Annotated in this window: 20 protein-coding genes; 4 read left to right on the top strand and 16 right to left on the bottom strand. The window is 72.5% G+C overall.

All coding sequences use genetic code 11. From position 1 onward, the window contains the following. The 8 genes from ACFW01_RS07870 to rimP form a co-directional block, all read right to left on the bottom strand. The coding region (locus ACFW01_RS07870; RefSeq protein WP_384502629.1) for a trypsin-like peptidase domain-containing protein at positions 1-1,806 on the bottom strand (1,806 nt) is incomplete at its 3' end. Positions 1,807-2,060: 254 nt separating this feature from the next. Continuing rightward, positions 2,061-2,966 (bottom strand): tRNA pseudouridine(55) synthase TruB, encoded by a 906-nt coding sequence (gene truB / locus ACFW01_RS07865; RefSeq protein ID WP_234961468.1) that lies wholly within the window; start codon positions 2,964-2,966, stop codon positions 2,061-2,063. Then, positions 2,963-3,448, bottom strand: a complete 486-nt coding sequence (rbfA, locus tag ACFW01_RS07860; protein WP_234961469.1) for a 30S ribosome-binding factor RbfA — start codon at positions 3,446-3,448, stop codon at positions 2,963-2,965. The genes truB and rbfA overlap by 4 nt, the downstream gene beginning before the upstream one ends. Before the next feature lie 73 nt (positions 3,449-3,521). Then, positions 3,522-3,815, bottom strand: coding sequence for a DUF503 domain-containing protein (locus ACFW01_RS07855; protein ID WP_064730112.1), 294 nt, complete (start codon positions 3,813-3,815; stop codon positions 3,522-3,524). A gap of 154 nt (positions 3,816-3,969) precedes the next feature. Beyond that, positions 3,970-6,978, bottom strand: a complete 3,009-nt coding sequence (infB, locus tag ACFW01_RS07850) for a translation initiation factor IF-2 (protein WP_384502628.1) — start codon at positions 6,976-6,978, stop codon at positions 3,970-3,972. 176 nt (positions 6,979-7,154) lie between these two features. Continuing rightward, positions 7,155-7,436, bottom strand: coding sequence for a YlxR family protein (locus ACFW01_RS07845; protein WP_125493785.1), 282 nt, complete (start codon positions 7,434-7,436; stop codon positions 7,155-7,157). Between the two features lie 102 nt (positions 7,437-7,538). Then, the gene (nusA, locus tag ACFW01_RS07840; protein ID WP_234961742.1) at positions 7,539-8,561 is read right to left on the bottom strand and encodes a transcription termination factor NusA; all 1,023 of its coding nucleotides are present in this window, start codon (positions 8,559-8,561) and stop codon (positions 7,539-7,541) included. Between the two features lie 2 nt (positions 8,562-8,563). Beyond that, positions 8,564-9,094, bottom strand: a complete 531-nt coding sequence (gene rimP / locus ACFW01_RS07835; RefSeq protein ID WP_234961743.1) for a ribosome maturation factor RimP — start codon at positions 9,092-9,094, stop codon at positions 8,564-8,566. 253 nt (positions 9,095-9,347) lie between these two features. Here rimP and ACFW01_RS07830 point away from each other — a divergent pair, with 253 nt between their 5' ends. Genes ACFW01_RS07830 through ACFW01_RS07820 form a run of 3 tightly spaced genes read left to right on the top strand, consistent with a single transcriptional unit; the run spans position 9,348 to position 11,350 of the window. Further along, a complete protein-coding gene (locus ACFW01_RS07830) occupies positions 9,348-9,905 on the top strand; it encodes a hypothetical protein (RefSeq protein WP_384502627.1) in 558 nt (185 codons plus the stop codon). A gap of 2 nt (positions 9,906-9,907) precedes the next feature. Next, on the top strand, positions 9,908-10,399 hold the full coding sequence (locus ACFW01_RS07825) for a ferritin-like domain-containing protein (RefSeq protein ID WP_384502626.1): 492 nt from the start codon (positions 9,908-9,910) through the stop codon (positions 10,397-10,399). A 39-nt stretch (positions 10,400-10,438) separates the two neighbouring features. Next, the gene (locus tag ACFW01_RS07820) at positions 10,439-11,350 is read left to right on the top strand and encodes an aminoglycoside phosphotransferase family protein (RefSeq protein WP_234961746.1); all 912 of its coding nucleotides are present in this window, start codon (positions 10,439-10,441) and stop codon (positions 11,348-11,350) included. A gap of 377 nt (positions 11,351-11,727) precedes the next feature. On the opposite strand, the gene ACFW01_RS07815 is transcribed toward ACFW01_RS07820, so the two are convergent. The 7 genes from ACFW01_RS07815 to ACFW01_RS07785 all read right to left on the bottom strand — a co-directional run bounded on the left by ACFW01_RS07815 (position 11,728) and on the right by ACFW01_RS07785 (position 21,049). Next, positions 11,728-13,431, bottom strand: coding sequence for a proline--tRNA ligase (locus ACFW01_RS07815; protein ID WP_384502625.1), 1,704 nt, complete (start codon positions 13,429-13,431; stop codon positions 11,728-11,730). Positions 13,432-13,536: 105 nt separating this feature from the next. Then, positions 13,537-14,073, bottom strand: a complete 537-nt coding sequence (locus ACFW01_RS07810) for a GNAT family N-acetyltransferase (protein ID WP_234961748.1) — start codon at positions 14,071-14,073, stop codon at positions 13,537-13,539. A gap of 30 nt (positions 14,074-14,103) precedes the next feature. After that, the gene (locus ACFW01_RS07805; protein WP_234961749.1) at positions 14,104-14,952 is read right to left on the bottom strand and encodes a GNAT family N-acetyltransferase; all 849 of its coding nucleotides are present in this window, start codon (positions 14,950-14,952) and stop codon (positions 14,104-14,106) included. Positions 14,953-15,050: 98 nt separating this feature from the next. Further along, the gene (gene ispG / locus ACFW01_RS07800; protein ID WP_125495191.1) at positions 15,051-16,208 is read right to left on the bottom strand and encodes a flavodoxin-dependent (E)-4-hydroxy-3-methylbut-2-enyl-diphosphate synthase; all 1,158 of its coding nucleotides are present in this window, start codon (positions 16,206-16,208) and stop codon (positions 15,051-15,053) included. Positions 16,209-16,425: 217 nt separating this feature from the next. Beyond that, complete coding sequence (locus ACFW01_RS07795; protein ID WP_234960239.1) at positions 16,426-17,718, bottom strand: site-2 protease family protein; 1,293 nt, start codon at positions 17,716-17,718, stop codon at positions 16,426-16,428. A gap of 8 nt (positions 17,719-17,726) precedes the next feature. Beyond that, positions 17,727-18,983 (bottom strand): 1-deoxy-D-xylulose-5-phosphate reductoisomerase, encoded by a 1,257-nt coding sequence (dxr, locus tag ACFW01_RS07790; RefSeq protein ID WP_384502624.1) that lies wholly within the window; start codon positions 18,981-18,983, stop codon positions 17,727-17,729. A gap of 119 nt (positions 18,984-19,102) precedes the next feature. Next, entirely contained in the window at positions 19,103-21,049 is a 1,947-nt protein-coding gene (locus tag ACFW01_RS07785) for an acyl-CoA dehydrogenase family protein (RefSeq protein ID WP_384502623.1), read from the bottom strand. Positions 21,050-21,338: 289 nt separating this feature from the next. On the opposite strand from ACFW01_RS07785, the gene ACFW01_RS07780 reads away from it, so the two are divergent. Next, positions 21,339-22,352 (top strand): LacI family DNA-binding transcriptional regulator, encoded by a 1,014-nt coding sequence (locus ACFW01_RS07780; RefSeq protein ID WP_234960115.1) that lies wholly within the window; start codon positions 21,339-21,341, stop codon positions 22,350-22,352. A 39-nt stretch (positions 22,353-22,391) separates the two neighbouring features. On the opposite strand, the gene ACFW01_RS07775 is transcribed toward ACFW01_RS07780, so the two are convergent. Then, the gene (locus tag ACFW01_RS07775) at positions 22,392-23,105 is read right to left on the bottom strand and encodes a hypothetical protein (protein WP_234960116.1); all 714 of its coding nucleotides are present in this window, start codon (positions 23,103-23,105) and stop codon (positions 22,392-22,394) included. Positions 23,106-23,113: the final 8 nt, after the last annotated feature.

Here is a 23,113-nt window from a genome sequence, read left to right as displayed (position 1 = left end):
CGGCGACCAGGGTGCCGCGGCCGTCGGGACCGGCGGGCACGGCCCGGGTCCGGCACCCAGCGCCCCGGCCGACGACACGGCACCGGCCGCCCCTCGTGCCCCGGCGACCGCCCAGGACGGCACAGGTGCGGCGGCCCCGCCCCGGGCGACCGCCGTCCCGGCTCCGGGATGCCCCACGGGCGGCGCCGGCGACCAGGGTGCCGCGGCCGTCGGGACCGGCGGGCACGGCCCGGGTCCGGCACCCAGCGCCCCGGCCGACGACACGGCACCGGCCGCCCCTCGCTCCCCGGCAACCACCCAGGACGGCACAGGTGCGGCGGCCCCGCCCCGGCGTGCCGTCCCCGGCGCCGCCCACGGCGTCCTCCCGGCGCCGTCCGCCGCGGCCGGCGTGGCGGCACGCTCCTCGGGCACCGGGCCGTACAGCAGGTCCCGGGGGAACTCCGCCCCCGCGTGTTCCCAGTACTCCGCCCGGCAGGCGACGACCAGCCGGATGCCCGTCTCCCCCAGCCAGGCCGCGGTGCCCTCGGTCCACTCCGGGAGGCGGTGGGCGAGGACGGGCGGCATCTCCTCGGGGCCGTCCAGCACCAGGAGGAGGGGCCTTCCGGCGGCGCGGGCCAGGCGGGCGAGGCGTTCGGGCGCGATGTCTCCGAGGTCGTCGGGGCGGGCGCGGTCCGAGGCGGCGAGGATGCGGGCGGCGCGGTCCAGCGTCCGGCGCACGGCGTCCGCCAGCGACATGTCCTCGTCGCACAGGTCGGCGCCGCGCAGCCACAGCGTGGGTGCCGGTGCGGGGCCCCGGGAGCGGCGGGCGGCGAGGGCCGTCAGCTCGGTCGTACGGCCGCTGCCCGGCGCGCCGACCAGGCCCAGTACGCCGGCGCGGCCGGCGGCGAAGGCGGTGAACGCGCGGGTCACCGCGGGCCGTTCGACCGGCTTCACCACCGCCTTCACCGAGGGTGCGGCGCCGGACGGCCCGGAGCCCTCGACCGCACGGGCGTCCCCGCACTCCCCCGACGCGCCCCGCGGACCGTCCTGCCCGACCGAGGTCGCCGTGAGGGCGAGGACACCCGCGAGGTTGAGATCGGCTCCGTAGGCCGGGACCGTCGCGGCGTTCTCGGCGAGGAGGGCGGCGAGCGGGCCCGTGTCCGTGCGACGCAGCGGTACGGCGAAGCCGACGTCGCTGTGCCCGGAGCTGAGCGCGGTGCCGAGGACCCCGAGGACGGCACCGGTCTCGATGTCGAGGACGGGACCGCCGGCCGCCCCGCCGCCGAGCCGCAGCGCGTCCCGCCCGGAGGTGCCGCAGGCCAGTTCCAGCGCGTCGCCGAGGAGGTGGAAGCGGTCGGTGGCCGTGTAGGTCACGCCGGTGGTGCCCAGGACGCGGGCCTCGCGCCAGCCGCCGGCGGCGATGCGCACGTAGGTGCCGGCCTCGACTCGGTCGCGCGTGGTGACGGGCAGCGGGCGGACGCCCAGGCCCTCGGTGCGGACCAGCGCCAGGCCGAGGGCGGGCAGCGGGGTCACGTCGGCGGCGGCGACCACGCGGCGCCGGTCCCCGGCGGTGCGCAGGACCAGCCGGGAGAGGCCGTCGACCGCTTCGTGGCTGGTGAGCAGGGTGCCGTGGTGGTCGGCGACGAATCCCGTGCCGCGGGGGCGTCCGGCGAGGTCGTGCACCTGGACCAGGGCGCCGTCGGGCGCGTGCCGGGCCGGATCGGCCACCCGGGCCGGGGGCCCGCCGCGCGCGTCCCGGGCTCCGTCCCGCGGCCCCGGTCCCGCCCTGCCGCCCGCCGCCTCCCGGGACCGGTTCCTCGACGCCATCGCCGAACCTCCCCGCCGTACACCCGTGCTGTGTGTCCGACGGTAGGCGCGTGATGATCAGCGGGACAGATCCCCCGGCAAAAGCGCCCCCTTCCACTCCCCCGGTTCACTCCGAGCGCCTGCCCGGACGGGTGAACAGGAGGGGTCGGTTGGATACACCCTAGGAGGCGGGGGAACCGAGGGGGACCGTGGAGCGGCGACAGTGAAGTCCCCGTGATCGCCGCTCCACGGACGGACGCCGACGGCGCGTCGGCTCAGCCGAAGACGGCCAGGCTCTTCGCCTTGCCCTTGTGCTCCTCGACGAGCGCGAGCAGTCCGCCCTCGGGCCCGTAGACCGCGACGGCGCCGGCGCCCGCGTAGACCTCGGGCATGTCCAGGCGGACCCCGTTGAGGAGCAGCTTGGCCCGCCTGGTGTCGACGTCCCAGCGCGGGAAGGCGGCGCCGGCCGCGTCCGCGACGGGCATGACGGTCAGCTCCTGCTGGAGCTGGTCCAGGGTCTTCGCGGTGTCCAGCTTGTAGGGCCCGACCCGGGTGCGGCGCAGCGCCGTGAGGTGGCCGCCGACACCGAGACCGGCGCCCAGGTCGCGCGCCAGGGCCCGGATGTAGGTACCGGAGGAGCAGACCACGGAGACGACCAGGTCAAGCACCGGGGTGCCGTCCTCGGCGACGGCGTCGCGGACGTCGTACACGGAGAACGAGGAGACGGTGACGGGCCGCGCGGGGATCTCGAACTCCTCGCCCTCGCGCGCCCGCTTGTAGGAGCGCACGCCCTTGATCTTGATGGCGCTGACCTTGGACGGCACCTGCATGATCTCGCCGGTCAGTTCGGCGATCCCGGCGTCGATCGCCTCCCGGGTGACCTTCGAGGCGTCGGCGCACCCCGTGATCTCGCCCTCGGCGTCGTCGGTCAGGGTGGTCTGCCCGAGCCGGATGGTGCCCAGGTACTCCTTCTCGGTGAGGGCGAGGTGCCCGAGGAGCTTGGTCGCCCGCTCCACGCCGAGGACCAGGACGCCCGTCGCCATCGGGTCGAGCGTGCCGGCGTGCCCGACCCGCCGCGTCCGGGCGATGCCCCGCATCTTGGCGACGACGTCGTGCGAAGTGAAGCCCGACGGCTTGTCGACGATGACAAGGCCGTCGGGCGTGGTGTGCTTCTCGGTCATTTAGCGGTGTCGTCCGTCTCGTCGCCCTCGGCGGCCTCGGCGGCCTCGGCGGCTTCGTCCTCTTCCGGCTTGCGGTAGGGGTCTGCCTCACCGGCGTACGCGGCGCCCGCGGAGGCCTCGCGCACCTTGGCGTCGGACTGGCGCGCCTTGTCGAGGAGGTCCTCGATGTTGCGGGCGGTGTCCGGGAGGGCGTCCATGACGAAGGCCAGGGTCGGTGTGAACTTCACGCCCGCCGCCTTGCCGACCTCGGAGCGCAGGATGCCCTTGGCGCTCTCCAGGCCGGCCGCGGCGGCGTTGCGCTCCTCGTCGTCCCCGTACACCGTGTAGAAGACGGTCGCCTCCCGCAGGTCACCCGTGACCCGGGTGTCCGTGATGGTGACGTGCGAGCCGAGCCGCGGGTCCTTGATCCCGCGCTGCAGCTTCTGGGCCACCACCTCTCGGATGAGGTCCGCCAGCCTTTTCGCCCGCGCGTTGTCGGCCACTGGTCCGTCTCCCGTTCTTTCTTCTCTTCGTGATCTTGCGTGGTCTGGCGTGATCTGGTCCGGCGTGATCCGGTCAGTCGTCGTCGCCGTGGAGGCGCCGTCGTACCGACAGCAGTTCCACCTCGGGCCGGCCGGCCACCAGCCGTTCGCACCGGTCGAGCACGTCGCTGAGGTGGCCGGCGTCGCCGGACACCACGGCCAGGCCGACGACCGCCCGGCGGTGGAGGTTCATGTGCTCCACCTCGGCCGCGCTCACCGCGTACTTCCGCTGGAGTTCGGCGACGATCGGGCGGACCACGGAGCGCTTCTCCTTCAGCGAATGCACGTCGCCGAGGAGGAGGTCGAAGGACAGCGTCCCCACATACATGTGTGCAACCGGTTCACCCGCCGGTTCGGGATCGATGGCCCCGCCGTTCACCGGCGGGGACATCAGAACCGTACAACGAACGGCCGGGGCCGATCGACGGATATTGTGCTCCGCCGACCGGCCCCGGGCCGCACCGTCTCGGAAGTCGCGGTGGTTACACCCGCGGCTTCTCGCGCATCTCGTACGTCGCGATGACGTCGTCGACCTTGATGTCGTTGAAGTTTCCGAGGTTGATACCGCCCTCGAAGCCTTCGCGGATCTCGGTGACGTCGTCCTTGAAGCGACGCAGGCCCACGATGTTGAGGCTCTCCGCGATGACCTTGCCATCGCGCAGCAGGCGCGCCTTGGTGTTGCGCTTGACCTCGCCGGAGCGGATGAGAACACCCGCGATGTTGCCCAGCTTGGACGAGCGGAAGACCTCGCGGATCTCCGCCGTGCCCAGCTCGACCTCTTCGTACTCCGGCTTGAGCATGCCCTTGAGGGCCGCCTCGATCTCCTCGATCGCCTGGTAGATGACCGAGTAGTACCGGACGTCCACACCCTCGCGCTCGGCCATCTGCGCGGCACGCCCGGCGGCGCGCACGTTGAAGCCGATCACGATGGCGTCGGAGCCCATCGCCAGGTCGATGTCGGACTCCGTGACCGCACCGACGCCGCGGTGCAGGACGCGGATGTCGACCTCTTCGCCGACGTCCAGCTGGAGCAGGGAGGACTCCAGGGCCTCGACGGATCCGGAAGCGTCGCCCTTGATGATCAGGTTCAGCTGCTGGACCTCGCCGGCCTTGAGCACCTTGTCCAGGTCCTCCAGCGACACGCGGCGCGTGCGCTTGGCGAACGCGGCGTTCCGCTCGCGGGCGGCACGCTTCTCCGCGATCTGGCGGGCCGTACGGTCCTCCTCGACCACGATGAAGTTGTCGCCGGCGCCCGGGACGTTGGTCAGACCCAGCACCTGGACCGGGGTCGACGGACCCGCCTCGGTGACGTTGTTGCCGTTGTCGTCGAGCATGGCGCGGACGCGGCCGTAGGCGTCGCCCACCACCATCGTCTCGCCGACCCGCAGGGTGCCTCGCTGCACGAGGACCGTCGCCACGGCACCGCGGCCGCGGTCGAGACGGGACTCGATCGAGATGCCCTGCGCGTCCTGCGTGGGGTTGGCCCGCAGGTCGAGCGAGGCGTCCGCGGTGAGGACCACGGCCTCCAGCAGGGAGTCGATGTGCAGACCCTGCTTGGCGGAGATGTCGACGAACATGGTGTCGCCGCCGTACTCCTCGGCCACCAGGCCGTACTCGGTCAGCTGACCGCGCACCTTGCTCGGGTCGGCGCCCTCGACGTCGATCTTGTTGACCGCGACGACGATCGGGACCTCGGCCGCCTTGGCGTGGTTGAGCGCCTCGACCGTCTGCGGCATGACGCCGTCGTTGGCCGCGACGACCAGGATCGCGATGTCGGTCGACCGGGCACCACGGGCACGCATGGCGGTGAACGCCTCGTGACCCGGGGTGTCGATGAAGGTGATCTTGCGCTCTTCTTCGTTGACCTCGGTCGCGACCTGGTAGGCACCGATGTGCTGGGTGATGCCGCCGGCCTCGCCCGCGATGACGTTCGTCTTGCGGATGGCGTCGAGGAGCCGGGTCTTACCGTGGTCGACGTGACCCATGACGGTCACGACCGGCGGACGGACGACCAGGTCCTCCTCGGAGCCCTCGTCCTCGCCGAACTCCAGGTCGAAGGACTCGAGCAGCTCGCGGTCTTCCTCCTCCGGGCTGACGATCTGAACCGTGTAGTTCATCTCGCCGGCGAGGAGCTGGAGCGTCTCGTCGGAGACGGACTGGGTCGCGGTGACCATCTCGCCGAGGTTCATCATGACCGCGACGAGCGACGCCGGGTTGGCGTTGATCTTCTCCGCGAAGTCGGTGAGCGACGCACCACGCGACAGGCGAATGGCTTCGCCGTTGCCGCGAGGCAGCATCACGCCGCCGACCGACGGGGCCTGCATGGCCTCGTACTCCTGGCGCCTCTGCCGCTTCGACTTGCGACCGCGACGCGCGGGACCGCCGGGACGGCCGAAGGCGCCCTGCGTGCCACCGCGGCCACCGGGACCGCCGGGACGACCGCCGAAGCCGGGACGGCCACCGCCGCCACCGAAGCCACCGCCGCCGGGACGACCGGCGAAACCGCCGCCGCCACCGGGACGACCGCCGCCGCCGGGACGACCGGCACCGCCGGGACCGCGACCGCCGCCGCCGGGGCCCGGACGCGGGCCGGCAGCGGGACGCTGCGGCATCATGCCGGGGTTCGGACGCGGACCGCCGCCGGGACGGGGACCGCCCTGGCCGCCGCCCTGCGGACGCGGCATCGAGCCGGGGCTCGGACGGTTGCCGCCCGGAGCCTGGGGACGGGGACCGCCGCCCTGGCCGCCGGGGGCCTGCGGACGCGGTCCTGCGCCGGGGGCACCGGGGCCGCCGGGGCGCGGACCGCCCTGCGGACGGGGCGCCTGCGGGCGCGCCATGCCGGCGTTGCCGCCGGAGGTGAAGGGGTTGTTGCCCGGACGCGGACCGCCGGGGCGGCCGCCGGGACGCTGCGCGGGGGAGCCGGGACGCTGGCCACCGGGACGGCCCTGGCCGCCCTGCTGACCACGGTCCTGACCCGGGCCGGACGGACGGCCGCCGGGCTTGGGGGCACCGGGACGCGCACCGCCGGGCTTCGGGCCGGCCGGAGCGGGCGTCGAAGCGGCGGGGGCGGCCGGAGCGGCCGGCGGAGCGGTGAACTCCGGCGCGGCCGGAGCCGGACGCGGCGCGGGCTTCGGGCCCGGCGTCGGACGCGGACCCTGGGACGGCGCCGGAGCGGGGGCCGCCGGGGCCTCGGGCTGCTGGGCAGCCGCGGGCTTCGGGGCCGCCGGACGCGGCGCGGCCGGACGTGCCGCCTGCGCCGGAGACGGCGCGGCGGGCCTGGGGGCGGCCTTCTTCGGGGCGGCGGGGCGACCGGCCGCGCGGCCGTTGCCACCACCCTGCTGGAAGGCGTCTGTCAGCTTGCGTACTACGGGCGCTTCGATGGTCGAAGACGCCGAACGGACGAATTCACCGAGCTCCTGGAGCTTGGCCATGACGACCTTGCTCTCAACGCCGAACTCCTTGGCGAGTTCGTATACCCGGACCTTAGCCACTTCGCTCCTCTGAGGTCCGGGTTGCGTCCGGACCGTCGCTAGTTCATGGGCGTACTCATCGCGTACTCATCGAGTGCTCATCGCAATCTCGACCTGCTTTCGACTCGCGAGGTACCGGGCCGCGCGGCGGGTTCCGCACGGCTCGTCTTCCTTACCACGTTGCTTACATGCTGCTTTCAGCAACCTTGTGCCTGCTCGACGTAGTGGCGCAACGCCTTTACGTCGAGCGGACCCGGGACGCGGAGCGCCCGCGGGAACGCCTTGCGGCGCACCGCCTGGTCGACACAGACCGGTACGGGGTGTACGTACGCACCCCGGCCGGGCAGCGTACCGCGTGGATCAGGGGTGCAATGACCCTCGTCCGCCACGATGCGCAGCAGCTCGCTCTTGACCGCTCGCTCCCGGCACCCCACGCAGGTGCGCTCAGGGCATGCTCGGGTACGTGTCCGGCCAGACACTCCTAAGTCTACCTCCCCGGGCCGACCTCACCCCTTCGGGGCAAGAATCGAACACGCGCCGCACGCAAAGCTGACGTGATCTCAGCGCCGTGCGGCTTGGATCTATTCCCCGTGCTCGCCCGAGGGCTGCGCGGAGGGCTCTCCGGACGGCTGCTCGGTGTCCGGGCGGATGTCGATGCGCCAGCCGGTCAGCCGGGCCGCGAGGCGGGCGTTCTGGCCCTCCTTGCCGATGGCCAGCGACAGCTGGTAGTCCGGCACGATCACCCGCGCGGAGCGCGCGGCGAGGTCCACGACCTCCACCTTGGAGACGCGGGCCGGGGAGAGCGCGTTCGCCACCATCTCGGCCGGGTCGTCCGACCAGTCCACGATGTCGATCTTCTCGCCGTTCAGCTCCCCCATGACATTGCGCACCCGGCCGCCCATGGGGCCGATGCAGGCGCCCTTGGCGTTCAGGCCCGAGCGGGTGGAGCGGACGGCGATCTTGGTGCGGTGACCGGCCTCGCGGGCGATCGCGGAGATCTCCACGGACCCGTCGGCGATCTCCGGCACCTCCAGGGCGAAGAGCTTCTTCACCAGGTTGGGGTGGGTACGGGACAGCGTCACGGAGGGACCGCGCACGCCCTTGGCCACCCGGACCACGTAGGACCGCAGCCGCATGCCGTGCGGGTAGGTCTCGCCGGGCACCTGCTCCTGCACCGGCAGGATGGCTTCCAGCTTGCCGATGTCGACCAGCACGTTCTTCGGGTCGCGGCCCTGCTGGACCACGCCGGTGACGATGTCGCCCTCGCGGCCGGCGTACTCGCCGAGCGTCGCGTCGTCCTCGGCGTCGCGCAGCCGCTGCAGGATGACCTGCTTGGCGGTGGTGGCGGCGATGCGGCCGAAGTCGGACGGGGTGTCGTCGAACTCGCGGGCCGCCTGGCCCTCTTCGAGGTCGTCGGGGTCCTCCTTCGCCCACACGGTCACGTGTCCGGTGTCCCGCTTGAGTTCCACGCGCGCGTGCCGGCGGCTTCCCTCGGTGCGGTGATAGGCGATGAGGAGGGCCGACTCGATCGCTTCGACCAGCAGGTCGAAGGAGATCTCCTTCTCCCGTACCAAGCCCCGCAGGGCGCTCATGTCGATGTCCACGGCTACGCCTCCTCTTCCGTCGTGTCGCTGTTCTGGGTGTGCTCGGTGCTCTTGGTGTCCTTGCGGTTGAACTCGACCTGGACGCGTGCCTTGTCGATGTCACCGAAGGCGAGTCTGCGGGTGGTGGCCTTGCGGCCCTTGACGCCGGGCACCTCGAGGTCGATTCCGTCCTCGTCCACGGCCACGATGCGGGCGACCAGCTCGCCGCCCTCGTGCAGCTGGAAGCGGACCAGCCGGTCCGTGGCGCGCACGTAGTGGCGGTGCTCGGTCAGGGAGCGCTCGGCACCCGGGGTGCCCACTTCGAGGGTGTACTCCGCGTCGCCCATCGCGTCGCTCTCGTCCAGCTTCGCCGAGAGCGCGCGGCTCACATCGGCGATCCGGTCCAGGTCGGCGCCGGTGTCGGAGTCGACGACCACTCTCAGCACACGCTTGCGGCCGACCGAGTCCACCGCGATCTCCTCGAGGTCCAGTCCCTGGGAGGCGACGAGCGGCTCAAGCAGCTCTCGCAGCCTCTCGCTCTGGGTGGTGCTCATCCGGGTGACTCCTCGGCCGCGTGTGCTGTTGTGGGATGGGGCGCGTGTCTGGTCAAAGGGTATCGGGTCCCGGGGGGTGTTGCCGTCCACCCCGGCTCGGCGGTGCCGATGACCGGTGCCCGGCCGGGGCCCGGGTACCGTGATCACGGGCCGGCCGCACCGTGGGCCGCCACCGCGCCGCCGGTCGCTCTGCCCGTCACCGTGTCCGTCGCTTTGCCGCCGCTTCCGTACGAGCTTGTCGAGGACGTCTGCCGTGTCGCTTTCCGCATCGCCGCGCCCGCCGGGGCCGCGCAGAAGGAGTCTGCTCGTGTCGGCCACCGGGGCCGCCGGGGCCGTCCTGCTCGTCGGGTGCTCCGGCGGCTCTGAGTCCGGGGAACCGGCCGCCGAACGGTCCGCGGCCGACGCGGCACGCGCGCGTGCGGGCCGGGACAGCGAGGCGCTGGCCGCGCGGTACGCGGCGGTGATCGCCGCTCATCCGGGGCTGGCGGAGCGGTTGCGTCCGCTGCGGGCGGAGGTCCTGCGGCACGCGGAGGCGTTCGGCGCGAAGGGCACGGGGGGTACGGCCTCGCCGGGGGCGCCGTCGGAGGCCTCGCCTTCGGGGTCCGCGCGGGCCGCCGGGCCGGGGGACGATGTCGGGCGGGTGCCCGTGGACGAGAAGGACGCGGTGGCCCTGCTGGCCGGCGCCGAGCGGAAACTGGCCGACCGGCGGGCCCAGGCGCTGCTGGAAGTGCCGGGTGAGCTGGCGCGGCTGCTGGCGTCGGTGGCGGCGGCCGGGGCGGCGCACGTGTATCTGCTGACGGACGGAGGGTGACGGTGAGCGAGGCGGAGGACCGGGAGCTGGACGCCCTCCAGGCGGCTCTTTCGGCCGAACACGCGGCCGTGTACGGCTACGGGGTCGTCGGCGGGCGGATCGGTGAGGAACGGCGCGGCGCGGCGCGGGCCGCGTATGACGCGCACCGGGCACGGCGGGACGCGCTGGTGCGCGACGTGCGGGGTCTGGGCGGGCGGCCGGTGGCCGCGTCCGCCGGGTACGCGCTGCCCTTCACGGTCCCGGACGCGGCCGCCGCGGTGCGGCTGGCGGGCGAGCTGGAGGAGCGGCTCGCCGGGGTCTACTCCGACCTGGTGCGGGCGGCCGAGGGCGACCGGCGGGCCGCTGCCGCCGGGGCGCTGCGGGAGGCGGCGGTCCGTGCGGCGCGGTGGCGGGGCGGGAGCGTAGCCTTCCCTGGGCTCGCGGAGTGGACCGGCACGACGTCGGCGCACACCTCGGCTCCGGATGCCTCGGCTTCGGCCACACCGACTGGGTAACGCGTACGGCTGCACGTACGGGAAGGGAACGGCTCGCGCATGGCTTTCGAAGCGCCGCGGCGGCTGGTCAGGGCGCTCGGCGAGACGGCACCTGGTGGCGACGACTGGCTGGCGCGGCTGCCGGAGGCGGCGGAGCGGGCGGTGGCGCTGCGCGGGCTGAGCGCCGAGCGGGTGCAGGTGCCCGGTGGGCGGAGCAGCCTCGTGGTCCTCGTGCGGGATGCCGAGGGGACACCGGCGGTGCTGAAGCTGGCCCCGCGGCGGGCGCGTCCGGAGAGTGAGCGGGCCGCGCTGGCGCACTGGGGTGGGCTGGGGGCGGTTCAGCTGCGCGAGGAGGCCGCTGTCGGGGAGGGCGGCGAGGGGGTACTGCTGCTGGAACGGCTGCATCCGGATGTGTCGGTGCGGTCGTTGCCGGAGGCGAAGGCGTTGCTGGAGGCGGCGGGGGCGCTGCGGCGGCTGTGGGTCGAGCCGCCGGACGGCCACCCCTTCGAGACGGTGGCCGAGCGGACCGGGCGGCAGGCGGAGGCCATGCGGACGGGGGCGGCGGCGGACCCCGAGGTGGCGCCGCTGGTCGACGCGGCGCTCGGGGCCCGGGAGGAGCTGCTGGCGGGGCCGCCTCCGGCGCGGCTGCTGCACGGGACGTTCCGGCAGAGCAAGGTGCTGGCCGGGGATCGGATGCCCTGGCTGGCGGTGGGGCCGGATCCGGTGGTGGGCGAGAGTGCGTTCGACCTGGCGCGGCTGGTGCGGGATCGGGTGGAGGATCTCATCGCCCAGCCGTCGGGGGCCTCTACGACCCGGCGGCGGGTCAAGCGGCTCGCGGAGTCGCTGGAGGTCGATCAGGAGCGGCTGCGGGGGTGGACGCTGTTCCGCGCGGTCGAGTCGGGGGTGCGGGCTCGGCGGGTGGGGCGGGAGAAGGACGCGGAGCTGTTGCTGGAGTTCGCGGGCTGGCTGTGAGGGGCGGGATGCCTGCGGCGCCTGTGCGGGTTCGGTGGGGGTGCGCGTAGCGCTTTGGGTTCGGGGGTGGGTCGGGGCCGCGCCGGGGGGTGTCCGTCCTCGGAACGGCGCGGAATCGGTCGGCCACGGAAGTGACCGCGTTGACGCGCCAACCGCTGCGGGCGGACACCCCCCGACACGACCCCTTCTCGCCGTACGCGGCCAACCGGTTCGGGGGCGGGGGCTGTATGCCCCCTCGTGACCGCGGGCCCATGTGCCGCCTGGGGCGGTACGTGAGGGGCGCGGGCGGCACCCGGCAAGCGCCGGACCGCGACACCCACCCCCGCGCCCGCACCCACTCCGGGGGCCACCTCGTGTAGCGGCGCCCCCGGCCGGGGTCAGCTGGTGAGGCGGGTGATGGCCTCGTCGACCGTCAGTTCCTCGCGGGCGCCCGTGCGGCGGTCCTTGAGTTCCAGGACGCCCTCGGCCGAGCGGCGGCCCGCGACCAGGATCTGGGGGACGCCGATGAGTTCCGAGTCCGTGAACTTGACGCCCGGGGAGACGCCCGCGCGGTCGTCGACCAGGACGCGTACGCCGGCCGCGGCCAGCTTGTCGGAGACTTCGAGGGCCAGTTCGGTCTGGAGGGCCTTGCCGGCCGCGACGACGTGGACGTCGGCCGGGGCGACCTCCTTGGACCAGACGAGGCCCTTGTCGTCGGCGTGCTGCTCGGCGAGGGCCGCGACGGCGCGGGAGACGCCGATGCCGTAGGAGCCCATCGTGACGCGGGCCGGCTTGCCGTTCTGGCCGAGGACGTCGAGCTTGAGGGCGTCGGCGTACTTGCGGCCCAGCTGGAAGATGTGGCCGATCTCGATGGCGCGGTCCAGCTTGAGGCCGGTGCCGCATTTCGGGCAGGGGTCGCCCTCGCGGACGACCACGACGTCGACGTAGGTGTCGACCTCGAAGTCGCGGCCCGCCACGACGTTCTTGGCGTGGGTGTCGGCCTTGTTGGCGCCCGTGATCCACGCGGTGCCGGGCGCGACGCGGGGGTCGGCGACGTACGTGACCTTGTCGCCCAGGCCCTGCGGGCCCACGTAGCCGCGGACCAGGTCGGGGCGGCCGACGAAGTCCTCCGCGGTGACCAGTTCGACGGCGGCGGGGGCGAAGTGTGCCTCCACCTTGTTCATGTCGACCTCGCGGTCGCCGGGGACGCCCACGGCCACGATCTCGCCGTCCACCTTGACCAGGAGGTTCTTCAGGGTGGCGGAGGCCTCGACGCCGAGGGAGGCGGCCAGGGTCTCGATGGTGGGGGTGTCGGGGGTGGGGATGTCCTCCGCGGCGGGTACGGAGGCCGCGTCCACCGGCTTGAGGGTGTACGTGATCGCTTCCGTGTTGGCGGCGAAGTCGCAGTTCGGGCAGTCGGCGAAGGTGTCCTCGCCGGCCTGCGCGGGAGCCAGGAACTCCTCGGACTTCGAGCCGCCCATCGCGCCCGCGGTGGCCGCGCAGATGCGGTAGTCCAGGCCGAGGCGCTCGAAGATGCGCTGGTAGGCGGCGCGGTGCAGGGCGTAGGACTCGGCCAGGCCCTCGTCGGCGACGTCGAAGGAGTAGGAGTCCTTCATCAGGAACTCGCGGCCGCGCAGGATGCCGGCCCGGGGGCGGGCCTCGTCGCGGTACTTGTTCTGGATCTGGTAGAGGATGACCGGCAGGTCCTTGTAGGAGGACGCCTGGTCCTTCACCAGGAGGGTGAAGATCTCCTCGTGGGTCGGGCCGAGGAGGTAGTCGCCGCCCTTGCGGTCCTGGAGACGGAACAGCTCGGGGCCGTACTCCGCCCAGCGGCCGGTGGCCTCGTACGGCTCGCGCGGCAGCAGGGCGGGGAGCTGGACCTCCTGGGCGCCGATGGCGTCCATCTCCTCGCGGACGATGCGCTCGATGTTGCCGAGGACCTTCTTGCCGAGCGGCAGCCAGCTCCAGAGGCCGGCGGCGGTGCGGCGCACGTAGCCGGCGCGGACCAGCAGCTTGTGGCTGAGGACCTCGGCGTCCGCCGGGTCGTCGCGCAGCGTCTTCGCCATCAACTTCGACATGCGCTGGACCGGTGCGTTGGCCATGGTTCTCGTGTCTCCTGCTGCGTAAGGGTGGTGCTAGGAGGTTAGCCGGGGGGCCGCGCACGGTGGAAATCGGTTAGCCGGGGGGCCGCGCACGGTGGAAATCGGTTATCCGGACGGCCTGCGCAGCGGAAGTGCGGCGCCCATCACCGCGTACGGCTTGGGGGCGCTCGGGAAGAGGACCTGGCGGGCCAGGTCCTGGTAGCCGAGGGAGCGGTAGAGGCCGCGGGCGGGGCTCTCGGTGTCGATGGCCGAGAGGATCGAGCGGGGTTCCGTGGCGCTGTCGGTGATCGTGGTGATCAGGGCGCGGCCCGCGCCGCGGTTCTGGTGGGCCGGGTGGACGTGAAGCTCGGTGATGACGAAGGAGTCGTCGAGCCAGGCGTCCGTGCCCTGGGCGCGGAGGTAGGGCTCGACCACGGTGGACCACCAGTGGGTGCGGTCGTTGGGCATGCCGTAGACGAAGCCGACGAGGTCGCCGACGACGGTGGCCCCGAGGGCCCGGGCGCCCGGGTGGGTCATGTGGCGCAGGACGATCTGGCGGCGGACGGCGACCTCGTCGGGGCCGAGTCCGAACGCCGCGGCTTGGACGGCCAGGGCCTCGTCCACGTGCGCGGAGAGGTCCAGTGGGCCGATCACGAGGTCCATGGCGGGGAGCCTACAGCCCTGCCGCGGGGCTCAGAACAGCACGCTCATGAAGGCGCCGACCTCTTGGAAGCCCACCCGGAGGTACGTCCGTCGGGCCGCCGTGTTGAAGTCGTTGACGTACAGGCTCGCCACCGGGGCCACGTCCGCGAGGGCGTAGCGGAGGACCGCCGCCATGCCCGGGGCCGCCAGGCCCTTGCCCCGGTACTCGGGGGCCACCCACACGCCCTGGATCTGGCAGGCGCGGTCGGTGGCGGCGCCGATCTCGGCCTTGAAGACGACCTTGCCGTCGGCGTCGAACCGGGCGAACGAGCGGCCGGAGCCGACGAGTTCGGCGACCCTGGCCTGGTAGAGGAGGCCGCCGTCGCCGGCCAGCGGGGAGATGCCGACCTCCTCGGTGAACATCGCCACGCAGGCCGGCATGACCCGGTCCAGCTCGTCCTTGCGTACGCGGCGGACGTAGGGGTCGGGGACGATGTCCCCGGGCATGCGGTCGGTGACCATGAGGGGCTGGCGGGTGCGGACCTCGCGGGCGGGGCCCCAGCCGGGTTCGAGCAGCCGCCACAGCTGGGCGGTCTGGTCGGCGGGGCCGACGATCGAGGAGCAGCGGCGGCCGGCCCGGCGGGCGCGGTCGGCGAAGGCGCGGACGGCGCGTTCGTTGGCGCAGATGGGGACGAGGTTGGCTCCCGCGTAGCACAGCGACGTCAGCATGCCGTGCTCGTACCAGCCCCACATCTCCCCGCCGAGGCGCCACGGGTCGAGTCCGGCGATGTTCACCCGGGCGGCCACGAAGGCGTTCGCGACCGGCTCGCTGTCGAGGATGGCGAGCGCGGCGTCCAGGTCGCTCGGTTCGAGCACGCGGGAGGTGGTCTGCGTCAACACGTGCGGGGGCCTCACCCTGAGATCTGCTGGTCCCCGCACTGTACCCGCCACTCATTTGCCGCGCCGCCCTCCGGGCGACGCGGCCGGAGCGGGGAGGGTCAGCCCGCGATGGAGACGGAGGGCTCGCCGGAGGTCACGCCGTCCTTCTCCATCTGCTCGGCGATCTTCATGGCCTCCTCGATGAGGGTCTCCACGATCTTCGACTCGGGGACGGTCTTGATGACCTCGCCCTTGACGAAGATCTGGCCCTTGCCGTTGCCCGAGGCGACGCCGAGGTCGGCCTCGCGGGCCTCGCCGGGGCCGTTGACGACGCAGCCCATGACGGCGACGCGGAGGGGGACCTCCATGCCGTCAAGACCGGCGGTGACCTCTTCGGCGAGCTTGTAGACGTCGACCTGGGCGCGGCCGCAGGACGGGCAGGAGACGATCTCGAGGCCGCGCTGGCGCAGGTTGAGCGACTCCAGGATCTGGATGCCGACCTTGATCTCCTCGACCGGCGGGGCGGAGAGGGAGACGCGGATGGTGTCGCCGATGCCCTGCGAGAGCAGCGCGCCGAAGGCGACCGCCGACTTGATGGTGCCCTGGAAGGCGGGGCCGGCCTCGGTCACGCCGAGGTGGAGCGGGTAGTCGCACTGGGCGGCGAGCTGGCGGTAGGCCTCGACCATCACGACCGGGTCGTTGTGCTTCACCGAGATCTTGATGTCCCGGAAGTCGTGCTCCTCGAAGAGGGACGCCTCCCACAGCGCGGACTCGGCGAGTGCCTCGGGGGTCGCCTTGCCGTACTTCTGGAGCAGGCGGCGGTCCAGGGAGCCCGCGTTCACGCCGATGCGGATCGGGGTGCCGTGGTCCTTCGCCGCCTTGGCGATCTCCTTGACCTTGTCGTCGAACTGCTTGATGTTGCCCGGGTTGACACGGACCGCCGCGCAGCCCGCCTCGATCGCGGCGAACACGTACTTGGGCTGGAAGTGGATGTCGGCGATCACCGGGATCTGCGACTTCCGCGCGATCACCGGGAGCGCGTCCGCGTCGTCCTGGGTCGGGCAGGCCACCCGGACGATCTGGCAGCCGGAGGCGGTCAGCTCGGCGATCTGCTGGAGCGTCGCGCCGATGTCCGAGGTACGGGTCGTGGTCATGGACTGCACCGACACGGGGGCGTCGCCGCCCACCGCCACGGCGCCGACCTGGATCTGCCGGCTCTTGCGGCGCTCCGCGAGCCTGGTCGGAACGTCCGGCATGCCGAGAGAAATGGCAGTCATCTGCTGTGCAACCCCAAGTCGTGGATCAAGGTCCGGCCCCGTTCTGCGGCGGGCTCCGGCATTCGAGATTACGGCACGCACATGAACGCCGGGGACACGGTGCGCGCGAGATGCACCCTTTGGCGTCCATCTGCCGGACGAACGGAGTGAAGCCCGGTCCGGAGGGACAGGCTCTCCGGATCGGGCTTCTCATCGGATCGGTCGGATTGTGCCGATATCAGGAGATTCGTACGGGATTGACGACGTCCGCCACCAGTACCAGCAGCGTGAAGCAGACGAAGATGCCCGCCACCACGTAGGCCACCGGCATCAGCTTGGCGACGTCGAAGGGGCCCGGGTCGGGCCTGCGCAGCACCTTGGCCGCGGCCCGGCGCAGCGACTCCCACAGCGCGCCCGCGATGTGGCCGCCGTCGAGCGGCAGCAGCGGGAGCATGTTGAAGAGGAACAGGGAGAGGTTGAAGCCGGCCACCAGCATGACGAACATGGCGAGCTGCTGGGTGGGCGGGATGTCCAGGGTGGCGATCTCACCGCCGACCCGGGCGGCGCCCACCACGCCCATCGGGGAGTCGGCCTCGCGGGGTCCGTCCCCGAAGGCGGCGTCCCACAGGGCGGGGATCTTGGCGGGCAGGGCGGCGAGGGAGTCGACGGCGTCGCCGATCCGGTCGCCCATCCAGGTCACGGACTGGCCGAAGTCCTGCTTCACCACCCCGGTGGCGGCGCTGAAACCGAGGAAGCCGGCGGTGACGTACTCGCCCTCGACGATCTGGCCGTTCGCGTCCTTCTTGGCGACCTGGTTGGTGGCGATGGTCGCGTTCAGGGTGATCTCCTCACCCTTGCGCTCGACGACGACCGGCACCTGCTCGCCGGGGTTGGCGCGGATCAGGTTGGACAGCTTGTCCCAGTCGTCGGTGCGTACGCCGTCGAAGGCGAGGATCTTGTCCCCGGCGCGCAGACCGGCCGCCGCGGCCGGGGAGGCCGGGTCGGACTTGGTGCAGTCGTCGCGGTTCTCCGTCTGTGAGATGACGCACTGGGAGACGGAGCTGACGGTGGTGGTCTGCTGCGAGATGCCGAAGCCCATGAGGACGGTGAGGAACAGCACCACCGCCAGGATGAGGTTCATGAACGGGCCCGCGAACATCACGATGACCCGTTTCCACGGCTTGCGCGTGTAGAACAGGCGCTTGTCGTCGCCGGGCTGGAGCTCCTCGAAGGCGGCCGAGCGCGCGTCCTCGATCATCCCGCGCCACGGTGAGGTGGAACGGGCCTCCATGCGGCCGTCGGGGCCGGGCGGGAACATGCCGATCATGCGGATGTAGCCGCCGAACGGGATGGCCTTGACGCCGTACTCGGTCTCGCCCTTCCTCCGCGAGAAGAGCGTCGGCCCGAAGCCGACCATGTACTGCGGCACCCGGATGCCGAAGAGCTTGGCCGTGGAGAGGTGGCCCAGTTCGTGCCAGGCGATGGAGAACAGCAGGCCGACGGCGAAGAGGACTATGCCGAGGATGAACATCAGGGTCGTCATGCACGGGCCTCCGCCGTCTGTGCCGCCAGTTGCCGGGCCCGGGCGCGTGCCCAGGTCTCCGCTTCGAGGACGTCCGCGACGGTGAGCGAGGTTCCCGTACGGGGGGTGCCGTGCTCCTCGACCACCCGCGTGACGGTCTCCATGATCCCGAGGAACGGCAGCGCGCCGGAGCGGAACGCCTCGACGCACTCCTCGTTGGCGGCATTGAACACCGCCGGGGCCGTGCCCGCGAGCTGTCCGACGTGCCGGGCCAGGTTCACCGAGGGGAAGGCCTCGTTGTCCAGCGGGAAGAACTCCCAGGTGGAGGCCTTGCTCCAGTCGAAGCTGGGGGCGGCGTCGGGGACGCGTTCGGGCCAGCCGAGGCCGATGGCGATGGGCCCGCCCATGTCGGGGGGCGTCGCCTGGGCCAGGGTCGATCCGTCCGTGAACTCAACCATCGAGTGGACATACGACTGCGGGTGCACGACCACCTCAATGCGGTCGAAGGGAATGTCGTAGAGGAGGTGCGCCTCGATCACCTCCAGGCCCTTGTTGACCAGGGTGGCGGAGTTGATCGTGATCACCGGGCCCATCGCCCAGGTGGGGTGGGCGAGGGCGTCGTCGACGGTGACGCGGGCCAGCTGGTCCCTGGTCCGGCCGCGGAAGGGGCCGCCGGAGGCGGTGACGACGAGCTTGCGCACGTCGGCGCGGGTGCCGGCGGCCAGGGCCTGGAAGAGGGCGGCGTGCTCGGAGTCGACCGGGATGATCTGCCCGGGCTTGGCGAGGGCCTTGACCAGCGGGCCGCCGACGATGAGCGATTCCTTGTTGGCCAGCGCGAGGGTGTGGCCGGCCTCCAGGGCGGCGAGGGTCGGAGCGAGTCCGATGGAGCCGGTGATGCCGTTGAGGACGGTGTGGCAGTCGGAGGCGGCCAGCCGGGTCGCCGCGTCCGGTCCCGCGAGGATCTCGGGAAGCGGCTCCCGGCCGTCGTACCGGGCGCCCAGTGCCTCGCGCAGCGCGGGGACGACGTCCTCGCGGGCGACGGCGACGGTCCGCGGCCTCAGCCGGTGCGCCTGCTCGGCGAGGAGGCCGACCCGGCCGCCGTTGGCGGACAGGCCGGTGACCCGGAAGCGGTCCGGGTTGCGCAGCACGAGGTCGATGGCCTGGGTCCCGATCGACCCGGTGGACCCGAGGATCACCACGTCCTTCGGGCCGTCGCCCGCCACCGGGTCGTAGACGAGGTGGGGGTCGGCGAGTGGGGCTGGACTGTCGCTCATCCCTCCATTGTGGCCGCAACGGCTGTCCGGGAGGACAGCGCGTCCCTCGCACGGGTGTAGCGGGGAGGGCGTGCCGGGCAGCGGTCCCGGCCACAGGGCCGGGACCGCGGCTGCCGCGCTCAGCGGACGGGGCGGTGGACGTTCTCCCGCCGGGAGGCTCCCGGGGTCGCGTCCGCGATCCAGGGGCCGTCGCCCGACGGGTCGACGATGCCCTCTTCGAGCCACTCGTACGCGCCGCCCAGCACGCCCTTGACCACCTTGCGGTCCAGGTCGTCGGTGTTGGTCCAGAGGCGGCCGAAGAGTTCCTCGACGCGGATCCGGGACTGGCGGCAGAAGGCGTCGGCCAGTTGGTAGGCCTCGCGGCCGTGGTCGTCGGTGGCGCGCAGGTGTTCGGCGCGGACGCAGGCGGCGCTCATCGCGAACAGCTCCGCGCCGATGTCGACGATCCGGCCCAGGAAGCCCTGCTTGGTCTCCATCCGGCCCTGCCAGCGGGACATGGCGTAGAAGGTGGAGCGGGCCAGTTTGCGGGCGGTGCGTTCGACGTAGCGCAGGTGGGCGGCGAGGTCGGGGTGGCCGGAGGGGTGGAAGCCGGCGTAGGAGCGCGGGAGTTGGCCCGGTCCCGCGACGAGCTTGGGCAGCCACTTGGCGTAGAAGGCGCCGGCCTGCGCGCCCGCCTTCGCCTTGTCGGCCAGGGTCTTGTCGGGGTCGATCAGGTCGCCGGCGACCGAGAGATGGGCGTCGACGGCCTCCCGTGCGATCAGCAGGTGCATGATCTCGGTGGAGCCCTCGAAGATGCGGTTGATGCGCAGGTCGCGCAGGATCTGCTCGGCGGGTACGGCCCGCTCGCCCCGCGCCTCCAGGGAGGCCGCGGTCTCGAAGCCGCGGCCGCCGCGGATCTGGACCAGCTCGTCCGCCATCAGGCAGGCCATCTCGGAGCCGTAGAGCTTGGCGAGGGCGGCCTCGATGCGGATGTCGTTGCGGTCCTCGTCGGCCATCTGGGAGGAGAGGTCGAGGACGGCCTCCAGGGCGAAGGTGGTCGCCGCGATGAAGGAGATCTTCGAGCCGACCGCCTCGTGCAGCGCGACCGGCTTGCCCCACTGCTCCCGCACCGCCGACCACTCGCGGGCGATCTTCAGGCACCACTTGCCGGCCCCGACGCACATGGCGGGCAGCGAGAGGCGGCCGGTGTTGAGGGTGGTGAGGGCGATCTTGAGGCCGGCGCCCTCGGGGCCGATGCGGTGGGCGGCGGGGACGCGCACCCGGTGGAAGCGGGTGACGCCGTTCTCCAGGCCGCGCAGGCCCATGAAGGCGTTGCGGTTCTCGACCGTGACGCCCTCGGAGGCGGCCTCCACGACGAAGGCGGTGATGCCGCCCTTGTGGCCCTCGGACTTCGGGACGCGGGCCATCACGACGAGCAGGTCGGCGACGACGCCGTTGGTCGTCCACAGCTTCACACCGTCGAGGACGTAGTCGTCGCCGTCGGGCACCGCCGTGGTGGCGAGCCGGGCCGGGTCGGAGCCGACGTCCGGCTCGGTCAGCAGGAAGGCCGAGATGTCGGTGCGGGCGCAGCGCGGCAGGAACGTGTCCTTCTGCTCCTGGGTGCCGAACATCTTCAGCGGCTGGGGCACGCCGATCGACTGGTGGGCGGAGAGCAGCGCGCCGATCGCCGGGTTCGCGGATCCGACCAGGGCGAGGGCCTTGTTGTAGTAGACCTGGGTCAGGCCGAGACCGCCGTACTTGGTGTCGATCTTCATGCCGAAGGCGCCCAGCTCCTTCAGCCCCGTGATCACCTGGTCCGGGATGCGCGCGTCGCGCTCGATCACGGATCCGTCGATCTTCGTCTCGCAGAAGTCGCGCAGCTTGGCGAGGAACTCCTCGCCGCGCTGGACGTCGTCGTCGGCCGGCAACGGGTGGGGGTGGATGAGGTCGAGGCGGAAGCGGCCGAGGAACAGTTCCTTGGCGAAGCTGGGCTTGCGCCAGTCCTGTTCGCGGGCCGCCTCGGCGACCTGGCGGGCCTCACGCTCGGTGACCGTGGGCCGGGAGGAGGGGGTGGTTGCTGCGGACATGAGGCTCACCTCAACGATTCGTCCTGCGCGAACTTGCGGACGTACGTTACTAGTCGGTGCTACCCGATCGTATGTACCCGATACCGGGCGGCCCCACCACCCTTCGTGCGGCCGTTCGGCCGATGCCGCGGCGGGATGTCCGGGGCGGAGAAGCGGAGGAGTACGCTGTCGAAGCGCTTCGACAGACTATGGACACCCGTCCGCCCCGAAGCTACTGTCGAACCACCCTCGTCCGCCCCACATCAACCCCGCGCGCTGTCGAAGCGCTTCACAACGCTTGGAGAGCTGGATGGTCACCCTCGCCGAGGTCGCCCAGCACGCCGGAGTCTCCGCGAGCACGGTGAGCTATGTCCTCAGCGGCAAGCGGTCCATCTCCACCACCACCCGGCAGCGGGTCGAGGAGAGCATCCGCACGCTCGGCTACCACCCGAACGCCGGCGCCCGCGCCCTGGCCAGCAGCAGGTCGAACATCATCGCGCTCATGATCCCACTGCGCAGGGACATGTACGTGCCGGTGATGATGGAGATCGCCCTCGCCGTCGCGACGACCGCACGCACCCACGGGTACGACGTGCTGCTGCTCACCGGCGAGGAGGGCCCCGACGCGGTACGCCGAGTCACCGGCAGCGGGCTGGCCGACGCGATGATCGTGATGGACGTCGAGCTGGACGACGAACGGCTGCCCCTGCTGCGGGGCACCGACCGGCCGTCGGTGCTGATCGGTCTGCCGGCCGACACCGACGGGCTGACCTGCGTCGACCTCGACTTCAGGGCGACCGGCGCGCTGTGCGCGGAGCATCTGGCGGGGCTGGGACACCGCGACATCGCCGTCATCGGCGAGGCCCCCGCGGTCTACGAACGGCACACCGGCTTCGCCGAACGCACCCTCGACGGGCTGCGCGGCGGGGCCCGGGAGCTGGGCCTGCGGCTGCTGCACCGGCCCTGCGAGGGCGGGTACGACGCGATGGCCGCGACCCTCGCCCGGGTCTTCGACGAGCGTCCGGACACCACGGGCTTCGTCGTCCAGAACGAGTCGGCCGTCGAGCCGCTGCTCTCCCTGCTGCGCCGGCAGGGCCGGGCCGTCCCCGAGGACGTGTCGGTGGTCGCGGTCTGCCCGGAGCAGGTCGCCACCCATGCCTCGGTACGGCTCACCTCGGTCGCCCTGCCCGTACAGGAGATGGGCCGGCAGGCCGTGGAGCAGCTGATCGCCAAGCTCGACGGACGCGGGAGCGACGAGGTCGTGCTGCTCGCGCCGGAGCTGACCGTCCGGGCCAGCTCGGGACCGGCGCCCGCGCGGTCGTGAGCGCGGGGCCGGCCCCCGGGCCGGGGCGCGCGCGGTGGGTCAGCCGCCGCTGACCGTCAGGTTGTTGGTGGTGAAGTCGAGGCCGCCGGCCGACGAGGTGATCTCGTAGCCGAACTGCACGTCACCGATGGTCTCGTCGCCCATCCAGCCCTTGGTGTCCTTGATCCACTTCAGGATCGGCAGGATGTCGACCGTGCCGGAGCTGGAGTCCGAGGTGCGCAGGAACGAGAAGACCTCGTTGGCGCCGTTGCTGCCCTTGTAGACGTTCCAGGAGTGGCCGCCGAGGGTGACGGAACCCTGCGGGCTGCCGAGCGGGCCGACGGCTCCGTGGTGGTTGACCCAGAGCATGATCTCGTAGTCGTAGTCCGTGTCCCAGATGTCGTACGACGTGTTGTAGGCGCCGGCCGCCGGGACCGTGACGTCGTAGCTGCTGCGGAGCGAGCCGAGGGAGGTGATCGGCTTGTTGATCACCTTCTTGGCGTTCGGGTAGGACTTGATGCCGCCCGTGTTCGGGTGGTCGGCCCAGGCGCCCCAGTTCGTGCCGGAGTTGGCCCAGACGCACTGGGCGCCGGCGCCGGAGCCCCAGATGTTGTTGTAGAGGATGTAGCCGTCCAGGGTGGTGTTGCCCCACTGGTCGCACGAGTTCCAGACGGCGGCCTGGGCGGGGGCGGAGGCCAGACCGAGGGTGGCGCCCAGGGCGAGGGCCGGGGCGAGGAGGGCGGTCAGGGTGCGGGGGCGGGTGCGTGGTGCCATGGGGTTCC

Origin of the sequence: Streptomyces sp. NPDC058985, assembly GCF_042740985.1 — a bacterium.
Classification (GTDB): domain Bacteria; phylum Actinomycetota; class Actinomycetes; order Streptomycetales; family Streptomycetaceae; genus Streptomyces.
Note: the sequence above shows the minus strand (reverse complement) of the source record. Positions and strands in the feature narration are given on the sequence as shown.